The organism is Streptomyces sp. NPDC003300, assembly GCF_040610915.1.
In the GTDB taxonomy this organism is placed as follows: domain Bacteria; phylum Actinomycetota; class Actinomycetes; order Streptomycetales; family Streptomycetaceae; genus Actinacidiphila.
Window position 1 is genome coordinate 33,721 of record NZ_JBEXNE010000008.1, and the last position, 19,879, is coordinate 53,599.

General features: G+C 72.0%; 15 protein-coding genes and 1 pseudogene. 12 read left to right on the top strand and 4 right to left on the bottom strand.

Going from position 1 to position 19,879, the window contains the following annotated elements:
* Positions 1-51 precede the first annotated feature (51 nt).
* Together recA and recX are read left to right on the top strand one after the other, a co-directional pair.
* Positions 52-1,185 carry a recombinase RecA gene (gene recA, locus ABZX65_RS14245; protein WP_355338167.1) on the top strand — a complete coding sequence of 378 codons (1,134 nt, stop codon included), beginning with the start codon at positions 52-54 and terminating at the stop codon, positions 1,183-1,185.
* Positions 1,094-1,678 (top strand): annotated as a pseudogene (gene recX / locus ABZX65_RS14250) (recombination regulator RecX); the annotation flags it as partial. The gene recA and the pseudogene recX, both read left to right, overlap by 92 nt.
* Before the next feature lie 273 nt (positions 1,679-1,951).
* Here recX and ABZX65_RS14255 read toward each other — a convergent pair.
* Complete coding sequence (locus ABZX65_RS14255; RefSeq protein WP_355338170.1) at positions 1,952-3,664, bottom strand: FAD-dependent monooxygenase; 1,713 nt, start codon at positions 3,662-3,664, stop codon at positions 1,952-1,954.
* A gap of 299 nt (positions 3,665-3,963) precedes the next feature.
* Here ABZX65_RS14255 and ABZX65_RS14260 point away from each other — a divergent pair, with 299 nt between their 5' ends.
* Both ABZX65_RS14260 and ABZX65_RS14265 read left to right on the top strand, forming a co-directional pair.
* Complete coding sequence (locus tag ABZX65_RS14260) at positions 3,964-4,731, top strand: response regulator transcription factor (protein ID WP_355338173.1); 768 nt, start codon at positions 3,964-3,966, stop codon at positions 4,729-4,731.
* Between the two features lie 18 nt (positions 4,732-4,749).
* On the top strand, positions 4,750-6,240 hold the full coding sequence (locus ABZX65_RS14265) for a HAMP domain-containing sensor histidine kinase (protein WP_355338176.1): 1,491 nt from the start codon (positions 4,750-4,752) through the stop codon (positions 6,238-6,240).
* Positions 6,241-6,337: 97 nt separating this feature from the next.
* On the opposite strand, the gene ABZX65_RS14270 is transcribed toward ABZX65_RS14265, so the two are convergent.
* Complete coding sequence (locus tag ABZX65_RS14270) at positions 6,338-7,354, bottom strand: TAXI family TRAP transporter solute-binding subunit (protein ID WP_355338179.1); 1,017 nt, start codon at positions 7,352-7,354, stop codon at positions 6,338-6,340.
* Positions 7,355-7,466: 112 nt separating this feature from the next.
* Between ABZX65_RS14270 and miaB the strand changes: the two genes are divergently transcribed.
* Both miaB and ABZX65_RS14280 read left to right on the top strand, forming a co-directional pair.
* Positions 7,467-8,954 (top strand): tRNA (N6-isopentenyl adenosine(37)-C2)-methylthiotransferase MiaB, encoded by a 1,488-nt coding sequence (miaB, locus tag ABZX65_RS14275; protein ID WP_355338182.1) that lies wholly within the window; start codon positions 7,467-7,469, stop codon positions 8,952-8,954.
* Positions 8,955-9,053: 99 nt separating this feature from the next.
* Positions 9,054-9,803 carry a class III extradiol dioxygenase subunit B-like domain-containing protein gene (locus tag ABZX65_RS14280; protein ID WP_355338185.1) on the top strand — a complete coding sequence of 250 codons (750 nt, stop codon included), beginning with the start codon at positions 9,054-9,056 and terminating at the stop codon, positions 9,801-9,803.
* A gap of 86 nt (positions 9,804-9,889) precedes the next feature.
* Here ABZX65_RS14280 and ABZX65_RS14285 read toward each other — a convergent pair whose 3' ends face one another.
* Positions 9,890-10,126, bottom strand: coding sequence for an antitoxin (locus tag ABZX65_RS14285; protein WP_355338188.1), 237 nt, complete (start codon positions 10,124-10,126; stop codon positions 9,890-9,892).
* Positions 10,127-10,246: 120 nt separating this feature from the next.
* Here ABZX65_RS14285 and miaA point away from each other — a divergent pair, with 120 nt between their 5' ends.
* The 5 genes from miaA to hflX all read left to right on the top strand — a co-directional run bounded on the left by miaA (position 10,247) and on the right by hflX (position 16,953).
* Complete coding sequence (gene miaA, locus ABZX65_RS14290; RefSeq protein ID WP_355338191.1) at positions 10,247-11,161, top strand: tRNA (adenosine(37)-N6)-dimethylallyltransferase MiaA; 915 nt, start codon at positions 10,247-10,249, stop codon at positions 11,159-11,161.
* A gap of 105 nt (positions 11,162-11,266) precedes the next feature.
* Complete coding sequence (locus tag ABZX65_RS14295) at positions 11,267-11,785, top strand: hypothetical protein (RefSeq protein ID WP_355338786.1); 519 nt, start codon at positions 11,267-11,269, stop codon at positions 11,783-11,785.
* Positions 11,786-11,837: 52 nt separating this feature from the next.
* Positions 11,838-12,755 carry a diaminopimelate epimerase gene (gene dapF / locus ABZX65_RS14300; protein WP_355338194.1) on the top strand — a complete coding sequence of 306 codons (918 nt, stop codon included), beginning with the start codon at positions 11,838-11,840 and terminating at the stop codon, positions 12,753-12,755.
* A gap of 185 nt (positions 12,756-12,940) precedes the next feature.
* Positions 12,941-15,112, top strand: coding sequence for an HD domain-containing protein (locus ABZX65_RS14305; protein WP_355338197.1), 2,172 nt, complete (start codon positions 12,941-12,943; stop codon positions 15,110-15,112).
* Positions 15,113-15,456: 344 nt separating this feature from the next.
* Positions 15,457-16,953 carry a GTPase HflX gene (gene hflX / locus ABZX65_RS14310; protein WP_355338200.1) on the top strand — a complete coding sequence of 499 codons (1,497 nt, stop codon included), beginning with the start codon at positions 15,457-15,459 and terminating at the stop codon, positions 16,951-16,953.
* A 105-nt stretch (positions 16,954-17,058) separates the two neighbouring features.
* Here hflX and ABZX65_RS14315 read toward each other — a convergent pair whose 3' ends face one another.
* Positions 17,059-18,222, bottom strand: coding sequence for a hypothetical protein (locus tag ABZX65_RS14315; RefSeq protein ID WP_355338203.1), 1,164 nt, complete (start codon positions 18,220-18,222; stop codon positions 17,059-17,061).
* Positions 18,223-18,514: 292 nt separating this feature from the next.
* Here ABZX65_RS14315 and ABZX65_RS14320 point away from each other — a divergent pair, with 292 nt between their 5' ends.
* Positions 18,515-19,864, top strand: a complete 1,350-nt coding sequence (locus ABZX65_RS14320; protein WP_355338789.1) for a diaminobutyrate--2-oxoglutarate transaminase — start codon at positions 18,515-18,517, stop codon at positions 19,862-19,864.
* The last annotated feature ends 15 nt before the right edge of the window (positions 19,865-19,879 follow it).

Sequence of the window (19,879 nt, forward strand, 5' to 3'; positions counted from 1 at the left end):
GCTAGCGTCGTGGACGTGAAGCGATCGAACCAGACATCCCGGGTGGAGCCCATGGCAGGAAACGACCGCGAGAAGGCGCTCGACGCCGCGCTCGCGCAGATTGAACGGCAGTTCGGCAAGGGCGCGGTCATGCGCCTGGGCGACCGGCCGAACGAACCCATCGAAGTCATCCCCACCGGATCGACCGCTCTTGACGTGGCACTCGGCGTCGGCGGACTGCCGCGCGGCCGAGTGGTGGAGGTCTACGGCCCGGAGTCCTCCGGTAAGACGACCCTCACCCTGCACGCGGTGGCCAACGCCCAGCGGGCGGGCGGCACGGTGGCGTTCGTGGACGCCGAGCACGCGCTGGACCCCGACTACGCCAAGGCGCTCGGCGTCGACACGGACAATCTGATCCTGTCCCAGCCGGACACCGGCGAGCAGGCGCTGGAGATCGTGGACATGCTGGTCCGCTCCGGCGCTCTCGACCTCATCGTGGTCGACTCCGTGGCAGCCCTCGTGCCACGGGCCGAGATCGAGGGCGAGATGGGCGACTCGCACGTGGGTCTCCAGGCCCGCCTGATGAGCCAGGCCCTCCGCAAGATCACCAGCGCGCTCAACCAGACCAAGACCACCTGCATCTTCATCAACCAGCTCCGCGAGAAGATCGGTGTGATGTTCGGCTCGCCGGAGACCACCACCGGTGGCCGCGCGCTGAAGTTCTACGCCTCCGTCCGGCTCGACATCCGCCGGATCGAGACCCTCAAGGACGGCACCGAGGCGGTCGGCAACCGTACCCGCGTCAAGGTCGTCAAGAACAAGGTCGCGCCGCCCTTCAAGCAGGCCGAGTTCGACATCCTCTACGGCCACGGCATCAGCCGTGAGGGCGGCCTGATCGACATGGGCGTGGAGCACGGCTTCGTCCGCAAGTCCGGCGCCTGGTACACGTACGAGGGCGACCAGCTCGGTCAGGGCAAGGAAAACGCGCGCAATTTCCTGAAGGACAACCCCGACCTGTCGGACGAGATCGAGAAGAAGATCAAGGAGAAGCTCGGCGTCGGCGTGCCGAAGGTCGAGGCGCCGGGCGCACAGCCCGGGGCGGACGCGGCAGGGCCCGCGGCCGTGGCCAAGACCGACGCGCCCAAGGCCGAGGTCCCCGCGCCCAAGGGCGCGAAGGCGACCAAGGCGACCGCCGCCAAGGCCTGACGCCGTGGCGCGCAGGTCCCCTGAGCGCGGCGGCTCTTCCGAGTCGAGGGCCTCGCGAGAGCCGCCGCTCGATCCCGAGGAGCAGGCGCGGGCGCTGTGCCTGCGCCTGCTCACCGGGACGCCCCGCACCCGCAGGCAGCTCGCCGACGCCCTGCGCAAGCGCGAGATCCCGGACGAGGTCGCCGAGCACGTCCTGGAACGCTTCCAGGACGTGGGGCTGATCGACGACCAGGCGTTCGCCAACTCCTGGGTGGAGTCCCGGCACCGCGGCCGGGGTCTCGCCCGCCGTGCCCTCGCACAGGAGCTCCGCCACCGCGGAGTGGACGCGGAGCTGGTGAACGAAGCGGTCGGACTGCTCGACCACGACCAGGAGGAGCAGACCGCCCGCGAGCTGGTACGCCGCAGGCTGCCGGGCACCCGCGGGCTGGACCGCGACAAGCGGATCCGCCGCGTCGCGGGCATGCTCGCCCGCAAGGGCTACTCCGAGGGCCTGGCCCTCCGGGTGGTGCGGGAAGCGCTCGCCGCCGAGGGCGTCGAGGAGGAGCTCGAAGAGGAGCCGTGGGAGTGACGGCGGCGAGGACGGCGGAATCCTGGAAGGCGAGGGAGTACGAAGGCCCCGCCACCGGACGTCGCCCTGCCGCCAGGGCCTCCGAAAACCGCCCCGCCGTCCGGCACCGGGACCATCCGCCAAGGGAGACGGTGCCGGTGACCGGCAGCCCCGGCGGGCTGACGGTGACCGTCCGGCAGGGCGTGCCCGGCCCGGCTGCTACCGGGTGTGCCCGCTGACCCGCGTGCCCGCCGCGCCGCCGGGCCCGCCGCCTTCACCGTCACCGTCACCGTCGTCGGAGTCCGGCTCCGTACCTTCGCTGCCCGCCGGCACCGGCGGACCGCCGCGGGCCAGGTCGGCGTACGAGTACAGCTCCGCGGGGCGGCAGCCCACCATCGCCGTGACCAGGCGCCCGTCCGGCCGGATCAGCAGCACACTGTGCGCGGTCGCCCCCGGATACGTCTCGGCGACGACCAGCTCCGCGCGGGTCGGCAGCGCGGCGACCGCGGAGGCGAGCCGGGGCATGAGCCCGGCGGTCAGCCAGTGACGGCTGTCCCACACCCCCGTACCGGGCGCGATCAGCACCACGATCAACCCCCGGCCGAGCCGGTCCCGCAGCCGTCCGACGGTGCCGTCGAGCGCGGTCACCGACACATCGGTCACCGCACCGCCCGGCGGCGTGTCGCACCCGGCGACCAGCGGCGACGGCCCGGACTTGCCGCCTCCGGAGCGCGGCGCGGGCAGCGCGAGCGGCGAGCGCCCGTAGACCGAGGACGCGGCGGCGGACCCCCGGCCGAGATGGCTGTCGGTCAGCAGCTCCGCCTGGCCGCGCGCCGAGCCCGACAGCACCGCGTGCCGTACCGTCTGCCACGCGCCACTGGCCCGCAGCAGCGGAAGCGCCTGGTCGGTGGCGCGCAACCGGGCGCCGACCGCCCCGCGCCGCTCCGCCTCGTAGCTGTTCAGCAGTATCTTCGACGCGCCGTCGTGCCAGGCCAGCGAGAGCTTCCAGGACAGATTCTCCGCGTCCCGCAGCCCCTCCTCGACGCTCTGCGCGCCGAGCGCGCCCATCAGGTGTGCGGCGTCCCCGGCGAGGAAGACCCGCCCCCTGCGCCAGCGCCTGGCCAGCCGCTGGTGCACCGGGTAGTCGGCCGAGCCGACGAGTTCGTACGGGACGACGCTGCCGCACCAGGCGGTGAGCGTGGACCGAAGCCGTTCCACCAGCGCGTCGGACGTGAGCAGCCGTCCCTGCGGGGGCAGCAGCCAGTCCAGCCGCCACAGGCCGTCCGGCAACGGACGGGCCGTCACCTCCTGGCCCGCGGGCGCCCCCGGCGGGTCGCGGTGCAGCAACGCCACACCCGGTTCGGGGAGTTCCGCGCGGATCACCGCCACCGCGTGCCGGTCGACGGCGGTGCGGCCGGGGAAACGTACGCCCGTCAGCTTGCGGACCGTCGAACGGGGACCGTCGCAGCCGACCAGGAAACTGCCGCGCCACCAGGTGTCGTGCGACCCGCGGGTGTGCACGGTGATCCCGAGACCGTCCTGCTCGAAGGCGTCCACCCGGCAGCCCGGCACGATTCGCACCGACCCGCAGGCGAGCAGCGCGTCGCGCAGGCCGCGCTCCAATTGGTGCTGCGCGATGTGCGTGGGGGAGTCCTGCGGTCCGAATTCGACGCGCAGCACTTCCGTACGACGGCGCAATGTGCGCCAGGCCGACCAGGAGGCTCCGTCGCCGCGGACACCGGCGTAGCCGAGCCGTTCGACGAACGCGACCGTGTCGGGGCCGAGGACCGCGGTGCGTGGGCGCCGTAACCCGTCGGCATCGGTCAGCGCCTCCGCCTCGTCGAGGACGATGACGGGGACGTCGCGGCGGGCCAGAGCGAGGGCGAGGGCCAGGCCCACGGGACCCGCCCCCGCGACGATCACCGGGTCCATGGAGAGGCCCCCGGAAGAAGTGCGGTCACAAAGCGTATGCAACCCACTGCGCCTTCCCACGTCAAGCGACGGTCCCGCCTCGGCGCGGTGCGCCGCTCCACGCGCCCTCCGTGCCCCGTGCGCGCCCTCGGGCACCTCCGGTGCGTACCGGGTCGGTAACGGTCCACCGCGCGAGCCGGTAGGGCCTTGACGCACCCCGTGCCGATCGGCGTGGATTCGGTCCACAGGTACCGCTACCGCACACGAACAACACGATCAGCCGAAATGATCATAAGACCGGATGAACAGGGAGGTTGACGATGCGACTGCTCCTCGTGGAGGACGACGACAGGGTCGCCTCCGCCCTCTCCGCGGTCCTCGGCAAGCACGGCTTCGACGTGCGGCACGCCCGCAGCGGCGAGGAGGCGATCCAGGCGCTGCTGCCCGGCGACGGCCCCGCGTACGACTGTGTCCTGCTCGACCTGGGGCTGCCCGACCAGGACGGTTTCGAGGTGTGCAGCCGGATACGCCGCCGTACCGCGACCCCGGTGATCATGGTGACCGCGCGGGCCGACGTACGCTCCCGGATCCACGGCCTCAACCTGGGCGCGGACGACTACGTGGTGAAGCCGTACGACACGGGCGAGCTGCTGGCGCGGATCCACGCCGTGAGCCGCCGCCCGCCGCTGAACGCGCAAGGCGCCGCCGGGCCGACGGCCACCGGCGCGACCGTCGCGGGCACCGGAGTGCTGGCCGCCGCGCGGACCGGCGAGACCGGCCCGCAGGAGAGCGCCAAACTGCTGCTCGGCACGGTCACCATCGAACTGTCCACCCGCCGCGTCACCGTGGAGGGCGATCTGATCGCCCTCACCCGCAAGGAGTTCGATCTGCTGTCGCTGCTCGCCAAGCGGCCGGGTGTCGTCTTCCGCAGGGAGCAGATCATCAGCGAGGTGTGGCGCACCGCGTGGGAGGGTACGGGTCGCACCCTTGAGGTCCATGTGGCGTCCCTGCGCTCCAAGCTGCGGACCCCGGCGATGATCGAGACGGTGCGCGGGGTCGGATACCGGCTCGTCGTCCCCGTCGGCTGACCCGTCGAGGCCACCACCTTGCGCTCCCGCCTGCTCCCGCTGCTCATCGTGCTGATGGCCGGTGTCCTGCTGGCCCTCGGCTTCCCGCTGGCCGCCAGCCAGGCCGCGTCCCAGCAGCAGCGCGTCGTGGTCGACCGCATCGACGACACCACGCGCTTCGCGGCGCTCGCGCAGTACGTCACCGCGCGGGACGAACAGACCGCCGTGGACAGCGCCGACGACGAGCGGCTGCACACCCTGCGCACCGAACTCACCCGCTACAAAGAGCTGTACGGCATCGACGCCGGAGTCTTCTACCGCGACCGCACCGCGATGGCGGCCGCGCCCGGCGACTGGAAGGTGCCGGACGAGGGCGAGCTGTTCGACGCCTACAACTCGGCGCTGCTCGGCCGCCGCACCCACGACCCCCGCCAGGTGTGGCCGTGGCAGACCCGCAAACTCGCCATCGCCTCGCCGATCGTCCGGGACGGGGACGTCGTCGCCGTCGTCGTGACCGATTCGCCGACCGGCGCGCTGCGCTCCCGCATCCTGCACGGCTGGCTGCTGCTGGCGGCCGGGGAGCTGGCGGCGATGGCCATCGCCGTGCTCTTCGCCGTCCGACTGACCGCCTGGGTGCTGCTTCCGGTCGCCACCTTGGACCGCGTCACCCACGACATCGCGACCGGCCGGATGAAGTCGCGTGTCGGAACGGCGGGCGGCCCGCCGGAACTCCGCCGCCTGGTCCGTTCGTTCAACGAGATGGCCGACAACGTCGAGGAAGTCCTCGACCAGCAGCGGGCCTTCGTGGCGGACGCGTCGCATCAGTTGCGCAATCCGCTCGCCGCACTGCTGCTGCGGATCGAATTGCTCGGCCTGGAACTGCCTGACGGCCACGACGAGGCCGAGGCGGTGAAGGAGGAGGGGCACCGGCTCGCCCAGGTGCTCGACGACCTGCTGGGCCTGGCGCTCGCCGAACGCTCCGGCAGTCATCTGGCCGTCACCGATCTCGCCGCGCTCGCCCGTACCCGCTCGGCGGCCTGGCGACCCGTCGCCGACCAGGCGGGAATCTCCGTGGAGTTCACAGTGGAGGGGGAGGACTCGGAGGACCGGGGAGGTGAGAGCGCGGGGGAGCGGGCGGGCGAGAGCCCGGGGGAGCGGGCGGCGCTCAAGGTGACCGGGTGGGCCGACGCGGTCGCGCTGTCCAGCGCCTTGGACGCGGTGATCGACAACGCGATCAAATTCACCCCGCGCGGCGAGGCCGTCCATGTGCGCGTGGCGGCGGACGACCAGCGCACCGCGATCTCCGTCGCCGACAGCGGCCCCGGTCTGACGGACGAGGAACTCGCCAGGATCGGCGATCGTTTCTGGCGCAGCGCCCGCCACCAGAATGTGCACGGCTCCGGCCTCGGCCTGTCCATCGCCCGCGCCCTGCTGAGCCAGGGCGGCGGCGCCATCAGTTACGGGCGGCGCGACCCGCACGGCCTGGAGGTCATCCTGACGGTGCCGAGGACGGCGCCGGTCGGGGTGTGACCGTCCGGTTGTCGGATCGTACGACCGTCTGATCATGACCACGGAGTGCGCGGCGGGGTGAGCGCGCGGCGCGGCCGAGGTCGCGGCGGAGCACCCGCTACGGCTTCACCGACCGGTAGTACCGCTCCGCGCCGACGTGCAGCGGCAGCGGATCGGTGAACACCGCGGTCCGCAGGTCCACCAATTGCGCGGCGTGCACCTCCTTGCCGATCGCGTCCCGGCTGTCGATCACCGCACGGGTGAGCCGTTCGACCAGGCCGGTGTTCGCGCGGTCCGTGGTGACCAGCAGATTGGCGACGGCGATGGTGGCGATCGCCTGCCCCTTCTGCGCCTGCGGATACGCGTCGGCGGGCATCACGGCCTGCCGGTAGTACGCCATCTGCGGTCCCATGGAATGCAGCTTCGCCACCAGGTCGCCGAGTTGGACGAGCTTGATGCCCGGCGAGGAGTGCGCCATCTCGGCCACGGCGGCGGTCGGCAGCCCGCCCGACCAGAAGAACGCGTCCAGTTGCTTGTCGCGCAGCATCGCGGGCGCCTGGTCGATGCCGACCGGTATCGCGTCCACATCCTTGGTGATGTCCAGGCCCGCCGCCGCGAACAGCCGCCTGGTGATCAGATTGACCCCGGAGTCCGCCTGGCCGACCCCGACCCGCAGCCCGCGCAGATCGCGCGCGGACCGCACCGTGGAATCGCTCGGTACGACAAGCTGCATGTAGTCGTCGTAGAGCCGGGCGCAGGCGCGCAACTGGTCCTTGCCGGGACCGTCGTAATCGGCGACGGCGTCGGCCGCGGCGATGGTGAAGTCCGCCCGTCCTGACGCCACCCGCTTGATGTTGTCGACCGAGCCCTCGGTGTGCACGAGATTGACCCGCACTCCCGGCAGCGCGGTGTGCAGATCGCCCTTGAGGAGCAGCCCGTACTTCTCGTACACCCCGCTGGCGACCCCGGTGGCCAGCGACATCGGCGCCCGCGGATACGAAGGCCCCGCGTTCGGCAGCAGCCACCACAGCAGGAGGGCGAGCACGGAGACCCCGGCCAGCAGCGCCTGGAGCACGCGCCGCCGCCTGCCCAGCGCGGCATCGCGCAGGCGTACGACGGGGCGGGGGAGGTCCATGCATGGGGATCCTGCCAGCCGGGCGGGAATCGGGGAAGGGCGGTCGGCGGCGGCCGGTCCCGGGAAGGCGGGGGCGCCGGGCCCCGGCGACCACGTACTCTGGGTGATTGTTATGAGCGCGCGTACTTACGAGGTCCGCACCTACGGGTGCCAGATGAACGTCCACGACTCCGAGCGGCTGTCCGGCCTTCTGGAGGACGCGGGGTATGTCCGCGCGCCTTCCGACGCCGACGGCGCGGATGTCGTCGTCTTCAACACCTGCGCGGTGCGGGAGAACGCCGACAACCGGCTGTACGGCAACCTCGGCCAGCTCGTACCGAAGAAGGCCGCCAGGCCCGGCATGCAGATCGCCGTCGGCGGCTGCCTGGCGCAGAAGGACCGCGACACCATCGTGAAGCGGGCCCCCTGGGTCGACGTCGTCTTCGGCACCCACAACATCGGGCAGCTCCCGGTGCTGTTGGAGCGGGCCAGGATCGCCGAAGAGGCCCAGGTCGAGATCGTCGAGTCGCTGGAGACCTTCCCCTCGACGCTGCCCTCGCGCCGCGAGTCCGCGTACGCCGCCTGGGTCGCGGTCTCCGTCGGCTGCAACAACACCTGCACCTTCTGCATCGTCCCCGCCCTGCGCGGCAAGGAGAAGGACCGCAGGCCCGGCGACGTGCTCGCCGAGGTCGAGGCCCTGGTCTCCGAGGGCGTCGTCGAGGTCACCCTGCTCGGCCAGAACGTGAACGCGTACGGCTCCGACATCGGCGACCGCGAGGCGTTCGGCAAGCTGCTGCGCGCCGCGGGCACCATCGACGGCCTGGAGCGGATCCGCTTCACCTCGCCGCACCCGCGCGACTTCACCGACGACGTCATCGCCGCCATGGCCGAGACGCCCAATGTGATGCACCAGCTCCACATGCCGCTCCAGTCCGGCTCCGACACGGTGCTGAAGGCGATGCGCCGGTCGTACCGGCAGGATCGTTACCTCGGGATCATCGAGAAGGTGCGCGCCGCGATGCCGGACGCCGCCATCACCACCGACATCATCGTGGGCTTTCCCGGCGAGACCGAGGAGGACTTCGAGCAGACCCTGCACGTGGTGCGCGAGGCGCGCTTCGCGCAGGCCTTCACCTTCCAGTACTCCAAGCGGCCCGGCACCCCCGCCGCCGAGATGGACGGCCAGATCCCGAAGGCCGTCGTCCAGCAGCGGTACGAGCGGCTGGTCGCGCTCCAGGAGGAGATCTCCTGGGAGGAGAACAAGAAGCAGGTCGGCCGCACCATCGAGGTGCTGGTCGCCGAGGGCGAGGGCCGCAAGGACGACGCCACCCGGCGGCTGTCCGGCCGCGCGCCCGACAACCGCCTCGTGCACTTCGAGCGCCCGGCCGAGCCGGTCAGGCCCGGAGACATGGTGACCGTCGAGATCACCTACGCCGCGCCGCACCATCTGCTCGCGGAGAAGCCCGCCGCCGCCGTACGCCGTACGCGGGCGGGCGACGCGTGGGAGCGGCGCAACGCGGCCCCGGCCGCAACCGGCACGGGCGTGATGCTGGGTCTGCCGACGATCGGCGCGCCCGCCGTGACGGAGCCGGCGTCGCTGGGCGGATGCAGCGTCCAGTGACGCGCGCGGTCCCGGACACCGGTGCGCGGCCGAACGTGCCGACGCCGTTGTCCGGCGACGGCCGTCTATCCGTGAGGCCGCGCCGGTAAGGTTTCGATCATGCTGGTCGCCGCTGCCGTCTGTCCCTGCCCGCCGCTGCTGGTCCCGGAGGTGGCGGCAGGCGCCGCACCCGAACTCGACGCTCTGCGGGCCTCCTGCGCCGACGCGATCGGCGTCCTGGCCGCTTCCCGGCCCGACCGGCTGGTCGTGATCGGTCCGGCGGACCGGCCGCACCGCGGTGCTTTCGCCGAGGGCGCCACAGGCTCTTTCCGGCCGTTCGGTGTCGCGCTGGACGTCCGCCTCGGATCGGAACCCAGCGCGGAGGCCGACGTCACGGCCGAGCCCGCTGCTGAGGCCGCCGCTGAGCCCGCACGCACATTGCCGCCCTCGCTTGCCGTGGCCGCCTGGCTGCTGCGCGGCTGGCACGCCGCACCCGTCGAGGGGCTGGGTGTCGGCGAGCAACTGGAACAGCCGCGCTGCGCCGCCGCGGGCCGCGCTGTCGCCGAGGCCGCGGGACGCGTCGCCCTGCTCGTGATGGGGGACGGCAGCGCCTGCCGTACGGTCAAGGCGCCCGGCTACCTGGACGAGCGCGCCGAGCCCTTCGACGTGGCCGTGACCGCGGCCCTGGCGGCGGCCGACACCGACGCGCTCACCGCGCTGGACGCGGGGTTGGCCGATGCGCTGAAGGTGTCCGGCCGGGCGCCGTGGCAGGTGCTCGCGGGCGCGGCACAGGGCGCGGGCCTGGCGGGGGAGCTGCTGTACGAGGCGGCGCCATACGGCGTGGGCTACGCCGTGGCGACCTGGACCTGAGCCGGAGGGCTACGCGGATACCTGACCCGGAGCCCCCGTCCGGACGCGCGACTCGGACGTCCTACGGCAGGGCGCCGCGCGAGCGCTCAGACGGTCGCGTCGCCGTCCTTGCCGCTCTTGTCCTTGAGGTTGCCCAAGGCGCCCTTGGCCTTGTCCACCCCGGTGCCGATCTTGTCGCTGTACTTGCCGCCGGTCTTGGAGTCGACAGTGTGCGCCGCCTTCTCCAGCCCCGACTCGATCTTGCCGCCGTGCTGCTGCGCCAAGTCGCCGGCCTTGCTCTTCGCCAAGCCCAGCTTGTCCTTGAACGTGTCCTTGAGGCCCATGCGGCACCTTCCCAAGCATCGTGAATCCTCCGCCCTGTTTCCGACCATACCTGTGCCCGCCCTGGCCTGCTTCACGCCAATCGATCGAGGTCAGCGGCCAATGTTTGCGAGACTGGCCACGTGAAGAACCGTGTGATCGCCGTCGTCGGCCCGACCGCAGCCGGGAAGTCCGATCTGGGCGTGGCCCTGGCCCGGATCCTGGACGGCGAGGTGATCAACGCCGACTCCATGCAGCTCTACCGCGGTATGGACATCGGCACCGCCAAGCTCAGCCCGGACGAACGCCAGGGCGTGCCGCACCACCTGCTGGACATCTGGGACGTGACACAGGCCGCCAACGTTGCCGACTACCAGCGCCTCGCCCGCGTCGAGATCGACCGGCTGCACGCCGAGGGCCGGGTCCCGGTGCTCGTCGGCGGCTCCGGCCTGTACGTACGCGCCGCGATCGACGCCCTGGAGTTCCCCGGCACGGACGCGGCCGTCCGGGCCCGCCTGGAGGCCGAACTCGACATGCGCGGCTCCGGCGCCCTGCACGCCCGGCTGGCCGCGGTCGACCCCGAGGCCGCCCGCGCCATCCTGCCCAGCAACGGCCGCCGGATCGTCCGCGCCCTCGAAGTCGTGGAGATCACCGGCCGCCCCTTCGCCGCCAACCTCCCCGGCCCCGAGGGCGTCTACGACACCGTCCAGATCGGCGTCGACGTCCCCCGGCCCGAACTCGACGAACGCATCGCCCTGCGCGTCGACCGCATGTGGGAGGCCGGTCTGGTCGACGAGGTCCGCGCCCTGGAGGCCGCGGGGCTGCGCGAAGGACGTACGGCCTCCCGCGCGCTCGGCTACCAACAGGTGCTCGCCGCACTGGCCGGTGAGTGCACCGAGGACGAGGCCCGCGCCACGACCGTACGCGCCACCAAGCGCTTCGCACGCCGTCAGGACTCGTGGTTCCGCCGCGACCCGCGTGTGCACTGGCTCACGGCCCGCGGCACGGAACTCGCGCACCAGGCGCTGACGTTGCTCCAAGAAGCGGTTACAGCCTGATCACGTGATGGCATCGGGACGCTCCGGCGTCCCGGACCTGCCGGTCGACCGTGCCATCATCGAGCATCTAGCTACGGTGTCGGAGAATCGGGAGGGCGCGTGGCGATGGAAGCCGGCCCACGCGACACCCCAGCCGGGCGCGACCCCGCGGCGGAAGCCCAGATTCCCCCGGAGTTTCCGCGCAATGGCGCGATCCCCGAGTCGAGGAACACCCTGGAGCCCTTCGAGCCCCTGGACTCCCTCGGCTCCCTGGAAGCGATCGAGCCCCTTCCGCCGATGGAGGAGGGCCAGTCCTTCCGCGAGCTGCGCCCCCAGCGGCGACTGCGGATCTGGCAACTCGCCCCGATCATCGCCCTCGCGGTGAGCGGATCGCTGATGTTCGCCTTCCCCCTCGCCTTCGAATCCGGCGACGCGGGACCTGTCGTCGCCATGCTCGGCCTGCTGCTGTGCTGCTGCTCCGCCGGGTGGGGCCTGATGGCCGCCCGCCGGGTCGGCTACACCTGGCCCGGCCTGCCCGCCCGCGGCTCCGGCGCCCGTGTCGACTGGCGCTACGTGGCCGGATACACCGCGCTGATCGCCCTGCTGGCGGTGCTCGCCGTCTGGCGCGTCGCCCGGCTGCGCTGACGGCCCCGCCCACCAGCCCGTCCTCCTCCGTCGCCCGCGTACGATCGATGACGTGACTGACGCGCGCCACGACACCGCACCGCTCGCCTTCCTCAAGGGCCACGGCACCGAGAACGACTTCGTGATCGTCCCCGACCCGGACGGTCTGCTCGACCTGTCCCCGGCCGACGTCACCCGCCTGTGCGACCGGCGCGCCGGAATCGGCGGTGACGGCCTGCTGCGCGTGGTCCGCTCCGCCTGCCACCCCGAGGCCGCGGCACTCTCCGACCGGGCCGAGTGGTTCATGGACTACCGCAACAGCGACGGCAGCATCGCCGAGATGTGCGGCAACGGCGTCCGCGTCTTCGCCCGCTACCTCCAGCGCACCGGCCTCACCGACGCGGGCGACCTGTCCGTCGCCACCCGCGCCGGCGTCCGCGACGTCCACATCGCCAAGGACGCCGACGACGGCACTCCCGGCGACATCACGGTCCGCATGGGCCGCGCCACGCTTCCCGAGGGCGCCGTCACCGTCACCGTGGGCGACCGCAGTTGGCCCGCGCTCCACGTCGACATGGGCAACCCGCACGCCGTCGCCTTCGTCGACACCCTCGACCACGCCGGTGACCTCCTCCGTGCCCCCGAGGTCGCCCCCGCCGACGCCTACCCGGCGGGCACCAACGTCGAATTCGTCGTCGACCGCGGGCCGCGCCACGTGGCTCTGCGCGTCCACGAGCGCGGTTCCGGCGAGACCCGCTCCTGCGGCACGGGCGCCTGCGCCGTGATGGTCGCCGCGGCCCGCCGCGACGGTGCCGCCCCGGCCGTCACCGGCCGCCCGGTCACGTACACCGTCGACGTCCCCGGCGGCCGGCTGGTGATCACCGAGACCGCCGACGGACAGATCGAGATGACCGGACCCGCGGTGATCGTCGCCGAGGGCGTCATCGACCCGGCCTGGCGCGGCGGTCCCTCCGCCGACCCCGGTGCCTGAACCACCACCTTTCCGGCGGTATCCGACCGGGATTCCCGCACACGTTCCCTCGAACGGGTGATGGGGATCACTCTCGGCGAGAGCGTGACTGCCGCACGTGGTGGGCTCGGTAGCATCAATCACCGGCGCGGCCCCACGGGGCGTGGAGAGCGTCCGCAGCCGGTTCAGGCTGCTGGAGGTGCCCGATGAGCGCAGACAACGCGGTGGACGCCGACCGCAGTGCCGGGGCCCCGCGCCGTGGACTGCGCCGGATCGACCTGCTCAGGCTCGGCCGCGCGGCGCTGCTCGGCCCCAGCGGCCGGGATCGCGTGCCCGACGCCATCGAGCACCTCACCAAGGTGCACCGCGCGCGCCACCCCGAAGCGGGCCCCGAAGCGATCGAGACGCTGCGGCGGGCGTATGTGCTCGCGGAGTCCTCGCACCGCGGTCAGATGCGCAAGAGCGGCGAGCCGTACATCACCCACCCGCTGGCGGTCACGCTGATCCTTGCCGAACTGGGCGCGGAGACCACCACCCTGACCGCCTCCCTCCTCCACGACACCGTCGAGGACACCGATGTGACGCTCGATCAGGTACGGGAGGAGTTCGGCCAGGAGGTCAGCTATCTCGTCGACGGCGTCACCAAGCTGGAGAAGGTCGACTACGGCGCCGCCGCGGAGCCGGAGACCTTCCGCAAGATGCTCGTCGCCACCGGCAACGACGTACGCGTGATGTCGATCAAGCTCGCCGACCGGCTGCACAACATGCGCACCCTCGGGGTGATGCGCCCCGAGAAGCAGGTGCGGATCGCCAAGGTCACCCGCGATGTGCTGATCCCGCTCGCCGAACGCCTCGGCGTGCAGGCACTGAAGACCGAGCTCGAAGACCTGGTCTTCGCGATCCTCCACCCCGAGGAGCACGCCAGGACCCGGGCCATGATCGCCGCGAACGCCGCCGGACCCGACCTCCTCGCGGCTGTCGCCGAGGACCTGCGCAAGGTGCTGCGCGAGGCGGACATCGCCGCCGAGGTCGCCATCCGCCCGCGGCACGCGGTCTCCGTCCACCGCGTCCTGCTCAAGCGCGGCGGCGCGGAACTCGGCAGTTGCGACTTCGGCCGCCTGCTCGTCGTGGTCGCCGAGGACGCCGACTGCTATGCCGTGCTCGGTGAGCTGCACACCTGTTTCACCCCGGTGATCGCGGAGTTCAAGGACTTCATCGCCGCCCCCAAGTTCAACCTGTACCAGTCGCTGCACACCGCCGTCGCCGACGAGCGCGGCCGGATCGCCGAAGTCCTCGTCCGCACCCGGCGGATGCACCGGGTCGCGGAGGCCGGGGTGATCGCGCTCGGCGACCCGCACGCCGTGGAGGAGACTCCGCAGGCCGCCGAGGCCGAGCAGGGGGCGAGCGCGGCGGAGACCTGGGGGAGGGTGGACCCGACCCAACCCGGCTGGCTCGCCCGGCTGTTGGAGTGGCAGCGCGACGCCCCCGACCCCGACACCTTCTGGTCCGCTCTGCGGGACGACCTCGCCCAGGACCGCGAGATCACCGTCTTCGCCACCGAGTCCGGCGAGTCCATCGGCACGATGCGGCTGGCCGCCGGGGCGAGCTGCGTGGACGCCGCCTACGCGGTGCACGGCGAGGCCGGTCACCAGTGCGTCGGCGCCCGCGTCAACGGGCGGCTGGCGCCGCTGGGGACCCGGCTGCGCGACGGCGACACCCTCCAGCTCCTGATGGACGACTCCGCCACCTCCGGCCCCGACGCCGACTGGCTGGAGCACGCCATCACCCCGGCCGCCCGGATCGCCATCACCAGGTGGCTGACCCAGAACCCGGCGACGGCAGACGAGGACAAGCCGGCGTCGGCCCCTGCGGTACGCCCGACCCACGCCGCGGGCCAGGCGCGCGCCGCCGAACCGGTGGCGGTCACCGACCTGCCGCACGCGACCGTACGGCTGGCCCGCTGTTGTACGCCGGTGCCTCCGGACGGCCTCACCGGATTCGTCATCCGCGGCGGCACCGTCGCCGTCCACCGCGTCGAGTGTCCGAGCACCGCCCGGATGGTCACGGCGGGACGGGCGCCCGTACCCGTCCGCTGGCGCGACGACGGCCCCGCCAACGGCTTCCGGGCCACGATCCTCGCCGAGGCGCTGAGCCGCCCGCGCCTGCTCGCCGACCTCACCGAGGCCATCGCGGCCCAGGGCGTCGGGATCGTCTCGGCCGCGGTGGAGCCCCCGCAGGAGCACCGGGTGCGGCACACGTACACGGTGGAGCTGCCCGACCCCCAGGCGCTGGCGGTCCTGATGCGGGCGATGCGGTCGGTGCCGGGTGTCTATGACGTGTACCGCGCGCGACTGGCCGTCACGGCGGCGCAGCCCTGAGACCAGGGCGTACACACGCTTGGACGCGTGCGAGGACTCTCGTGAGGACGCGGGCGCGGAAGCCCGGGTGCGCACCTGCGGGGACTTCGGGAAGTAGGTCATCACTGTCTCCTTCGATCATTACTCCCAGTGAACGCCTGGTGGCAGATCGTAGGTTCCGGGGTGATCGTCACCCACACGAGTGATTCCGGCGACGGCCGCAGGAGATCCGGTCCTGTCGGCCGGCGGACAGCCCGCGCGGGTATCCGCGGCGAAACTCGCGTGACCGCGAGTGTCCGGCGTGCGACCATCGTAGTAACGGCAGAAACACCGCCGATTCGTTGACCGCTCGACCAAAGGATCCAATGACCTCCTCTTCTTCTTCCTCTTCGAACAACCGCCAGCGCCTCCCCGAGAGCCTTCGGGCCGACGCCCTGATGGAAGAGGACGTCGCCTGGAGTCATGAGATCGACGAGGACCGGGACGGCGACCAATTCGACCGCTCCGAGCGTGCGTCGCTCCGCCGGGTCGCCGGACTCTCCACCGAACTCGAGGACGTCACCGAGGTCGAGTACCGGCAGCTCCGACTGGAGCGCGTGGTGCTCGTGGGCGTCTGGACCACGGGGACCGTCGACGACGCCGAGAATTCGCTGGCCGAGCTGGCGGCGCTCGCCGAGACCGCCGGAGCACTCGTCCTCGACGGCGTCATCCAGCGCCGCGACAAGCCGGACCCGGCCACGTACATCGGATCCGGCAAGGCACTGGAGCTGCGCGACATCGTCGTGGAGACCGGCGCCGACACCGTCGTCTGCGACGGTGAGCTGAGCCCCGGCCAGCTCATCCATCTGGAAGACGTCGTCAAGGTCAAGGTGGTCGACAGGACCGCGCTGATCCTCGACATCTTCGCTCAGCACGCCAAGTCCCGTGAGGGCAAGGCGCAGGTCTCGCTGGCACAGATGCAGTACATGCTGCCGAGGCTGCGCGGCTGGGGTCAGTCGTTGTCCCGGCAGATGGGTGGCGGTGGCGCCGGTTCGTCCGGCGGCGGCATGGCGACGCGTGGTCCCGGTGAGACCAAGATCGAGACCGACCGTCGGCGTATCCGCGAGAAGATGGCCAAGATGCGCCGGGAGATCGCGGAGATGAAGACCAGCCGCGACCTCAAGCGTCAGGAGCGCAAGCGGCACAAGGTGCCGTCGGTCGCCATCGCCGGATACACCAACGCGGGCAAGTCCTCGCTGCTCAACCGGCTCACCGGCGCGGGCGTCCTGGTGGAGAACGCGCTGTTCGCCACCCTGGACCCGACCGTGCGCCGCGCGGAGACCCCCAGCGGACGGCTCTACACCCTGGTGGACACCGTCGGGTTCGTGCGGCACCTGCCGCACCACCTGGTCGAGGCCTTCCGGTCCACGATGGAGGAGGTCGGCGACGCCGACCTGATCCTGCACGTGGTGGACGGCTCGCACCCGGTGCCCGAGGAGCAGCTCGCGGCAGTACGCGAGGTGTTCCGCGATGTCGGCGCGCTGGACGTGCCCGAGATCGTGGTCGTCAACAAGGCGGACGCCGCGGACCCGCTGGTCCTCCAGCGTCTGCTGCGCAACGAGAAGCACGCCATCGCGGTCTCCGCCCGCAGCGGCATGGGCATCGACGAGTTGCTGGAGATCATCGACCAGGAACTGCCGCGGCCCGACGTGGAAGTCGAGGCGCTGGTGCCGTACACGCACGGCGGTCTCGTCTCCCGGGTGCACGCCGCGGGTGAGGTCCTCTCCGAGGAGCACACCGGCGACGGCACGCTGCTCAAGGTGCGGGTGCACGAGGAACTGGCCGCGGAACTGGCCCCGTTCACGCTCGTCGCCAGGACCTGACAGGGCTGAGGCGCTACGGCAGTTCGACGCCGGGTCGCCGCCGCGCGCACTGATATGGGTAAGGGGCCGCCTCCTGGAGGTGGCCCCTTACCCATGCGTCGTCCGCTAGCTGAACTTCTGGCTCACCCCGTCGAAGACCTTCTTCGCCTCGGAACCCAAGTGCGGCCCCGCCAGCCAGGTGTTCGTCACCGGCCCGATCGACGTATTGCTGACCAGCGCCGTCGTCCCGTCCGGCCGCTTGGCGAACCAGCCGCCGCCCGACGAACCACCCGTCATCGTGCAGCCGATCCGGTACTCCGTCGGCGCCTGGGCGTTCAGCGACAGCCGGCCCGGCTTGCCCACGCAGTCGTACATCTGCTGCCCGTTGAAGGGGGGCGCCGCGGGATAGCCCCAGGCGCCCATCGTCCCGATCCGCGTCGCGGACGGCGCGTCGAACCACACCGGCATCGCCGTACCGACCGTCTCCTCCAGCGACTTGCCGCCCGCGCCCTCCTCCGGCTTCACATGCAGCACGGCGAAGTCGTACGGCGAACCGCTGCCGCCGGACTCGGCGCCCGTGCTGATCCACTGGTCGGAGGTGCTGGCCCAGTCGGCCCAGAACACGCCGTACGGCGCCAGCACGTCACGCGAGGCGCCCTCCAGGGCCGCGGCGCTCTTGCCCGTGTCGTTGTAGGCGGGGACGAAGGCGATGTTGCGGTACCAGCCGCCGGAGGCACCCGCGTGCACGCAGTGGCCCGCCGTCCACACCAGATTCGACTTTCCCGGATGCGCCGGATCCCGGACCACCGTCGCCGAGCAGACCATCGAGCCCTTGGGCCCGTCGAAGAAGAGTTTTCCGACACCAGGTGCGGCCTCGTGGTACGGCGCCGTGACCCGGCTCGCCTGCACCGGATCCGGCGCAGGGTCGCTCTCGCCCTGGTCGGCCGACACGTTGGTGGGCACCTTCTTGTCGCTCTGGTCCGCGCCCTTCATGCGGTCGTCGCTCCACAGCCCGTTGATCACCGGGTTGACGAAATCCGCCGCCTTGCGCAGCCACTTCGCCTTGTCCCAGTTCTTCCAGCCGCCCTTCTTGTACGCCTGCTCCCACTTCTTCAGGTCGTCGAGGCTGGTTGGGAAGGACGTCGGCAGACCGAGGTTGTTGCCCGCCGTCACCGACGAACTGGGCTTGGCGTCCGCGGAGTCACCGGACGACCCGCACGCGGTGGCGGTGCCCGCGAGGAGAACGGCTGCCGCCGCCGCGGCCACCAAGGGCCTTCGTATGGATGACATGGACTGCTCCCCCTGAGATGTCTTCGGCTGTACGGCAGTTGCCGTCCCCGATGCGCGGTGGCCACCACTATGCCGCTGGTGTGAGGGACGGCCGGGGGTGTTCGCCGGTTCCGCGCCGAAAGTCTCCGGGCCGCCCGTGATCGAGCCGTCACCCAGTCGTTAGTACGGACGGGGGACGACTGCCTGGACGCCGACCCGGAGGAGTGAGCACGTGGCCGCCATTTCGAGCGCGCCGGGACAACGACTGGCGGCATCGGCCGAGGTGTCCGCCGAGGGACCGGCCGACGAATCCATGACGGGGGAGGCGATTCTCCGCAGGCAGGCGCAGCGCGAATCGGCCGCGCGCACCTATGCGCGGTCCCTGCCGGTGGTACCCGTCCGCGCCCGCGGGATGACCGTGGAGGGCGCCGACGGCCGCCGGTATCTCGACTGCCTGTCCGGTGCGGGAACCCTCGCTCTCGGCCACAATCACCCCGTCGTCCTGGAAGCCATCAGGGGCGTCCTGGACTCGGGCGCTCCTTTGCACGTCCTGGACCTCGCGACCCCGGTCAAGGACGCCTTCACCACCGAGCTGTTCGAGACACTGCCGCCTCAACTCGCCGAGCACGGCCGTATCCAGTTCTGCGGGCCCGCCGGGACCGACGCGGTGGAGGCGGCCATCAAGCTCGCCCGTATCGCCACCGGGCGCGGCGGACTCCTCGCCTTTTCCGGCGCCTACCACGGCATGACGGCCGGCGCGCTCGCCGCTACGGGTGACACGGCGGTCCGCGGCGCCGTCGGCGAAGCGGACGCGCGGATCACCCGTCTGCCGTACCCGTACGACTACCGCTGCCCGTTCGGCATCGGCGGCGACCGGGGGGCCGAGCTCTCGGCGCGCTGGACCGCGCATCTCCTCGACGACCCCAAGGGCGGGGTGCAGCCGCCCGCCGCGATGCTCCTCGAACCGGTGCAGGGCGAAGGCGGCGTCATCCCGGCACCCGACACCTGGCTGCGCAGGATGCGTGAGATCACGGCAGCGCGCGGCATCCCGCTGGTGGTCGACGAGGTGCAGACCGGCGTCGGCCGTACCGGCACCTTCTGGGCCGTCGAGCGCAGCGGAATCGTGCCCGACGTCATGGTGCTGTCCAAGGCCATCGGCGGCAGCCTCCCGCTGGCCGTGATCGTCTACCGCGAAGAGCTCGACGCCTGGCAGCCGGGCGCCCACGCGGGCACCTTCCGCGGCAATCAACTGGCCATGGCCGCCGGCACGGCCACGCTCCGATTCGTACGGCAGCACGCGCTGCACGAGCGCGCGGAGACCGTCGGCGCGCGCATGCTCAGCCGCCTGCGCGGACTCGCCGCGCACCACGACTGCATCGGCGACGTCCGAGGACGCGGTCTGATGATCGGCGTCGAACTCGTCGACACCGAAGCCGAGCCCGACGACTACGGAGCGCTTCCCGCCGCGCCCCGGCTCGCCGCCCGCGTCCAGCAGGAGGCCCTGCGCCGCGGACTCATCGTCGAACTGGGCGGACGGCACGGCGCCGTGATCCGGCTGCTGCCGCCGCTGACCATCACCGACGAACAGGCCGAAGCCGTGCTCGACCGGCTGGCCGCCGCCATCGACGCCGCGCGGACCGCGACGCGAGGCGGCCCGGCATGACCCCGGCGGACCGAC

What these genes read in the sequence shown, in the direction of transcription:
- ABZX65_RS14285 (WP_355338188.1), bottom strand. Translation starts at nt 10,126, where the DNA reads ATGGGCCTCAAGGACACGTTCAAGGACAAGCTGGGCTTGGCGAAGAGC.
- ABZX65_RS14255 (WP_355338170.1), bottom strand. Translation starts at nt 3,664, where the DNA reads ATGGACCCGGTGATCGTCGCGGGGGCGGGTCCCGTGGGCCTGGCCCTC.
- ABZX65_RS14270 (WP_355338179.1), bottom strand. Translation starts at nt 7,354, where the DNA reads ATGGACCTCCCCCGCCCCGTCGTACGCCTGCGCGATGCCGCGCTGGGC.
- ABZX65_RS14305 (WP_355338197.1), top strand. Translation starts at nt 12,941, where the DNA reads ATGAGCGCAGACAACGCGGTGGACGCCGACCGCAGTGCCGGGGCCCCG.
- ABZX65_RS14280 (WP_355338185.1), top strand. Translation starts at nt 9,054, where the DNA reads ATGCTGGTCGCCGCTGCCGTCTGTCCCTGCCCGCCGCTGCTGGTCCCG.
- ABZX65_RS14260 (WP_355338173.1), top strand. Translation starts at nt 3,964, where the DNA reads ATGCGACTGCTCCTCGTGGAGGACGACGACAGGGTCGCCTCCGCCCTC.
- ABZX65_RS14295 (WP_355338786.1), top strand. Translation starts at nt 11,267, where the DNA reads ATGGAAGCCGGCCCACGCGACACCCCAGCCGGGCGCGACCCCGCGGCG.
- ABZX65_RS14315 (WP_355338203.1), bottom strand. Translation starts at nt 18,222, where the DNA reads ATGTCATCCATACGAAGGCCCTTGGTGGCCGCGGCGGCGGCAGCCGTT.
- miaB (WP_355338182.1), top strand. Translation starts at nt 7,467, where the DNA reads ATGAGCGCGCGTACTTACGAGGTCCGCACCTACGGGTGCCAGATGAAC.
- ABZX65_RS14320 (WP_355338789.1), top strand. Translation starts at nt 18,515, where the DNA reads ATGACGGGGGAGGCGATTCTCCGCAGGCAGGCGCAGCGCGAATCGGCC.
- hflX (WP_355338200.1), top strand. Translation starts at nt 15,457, where the DNA reads ATGACCTCCTCTTCTTCTTCCTCTTCGAACAACCGCCAGCGCCTCCCC.
- recA (WP_355338167.1), top strand. Translation starts at nt 52, where the DNA reads ATGGCAGGAAACGACCGCGAGAAGGCGCTCGACGCCGCGCTCGCGCAG.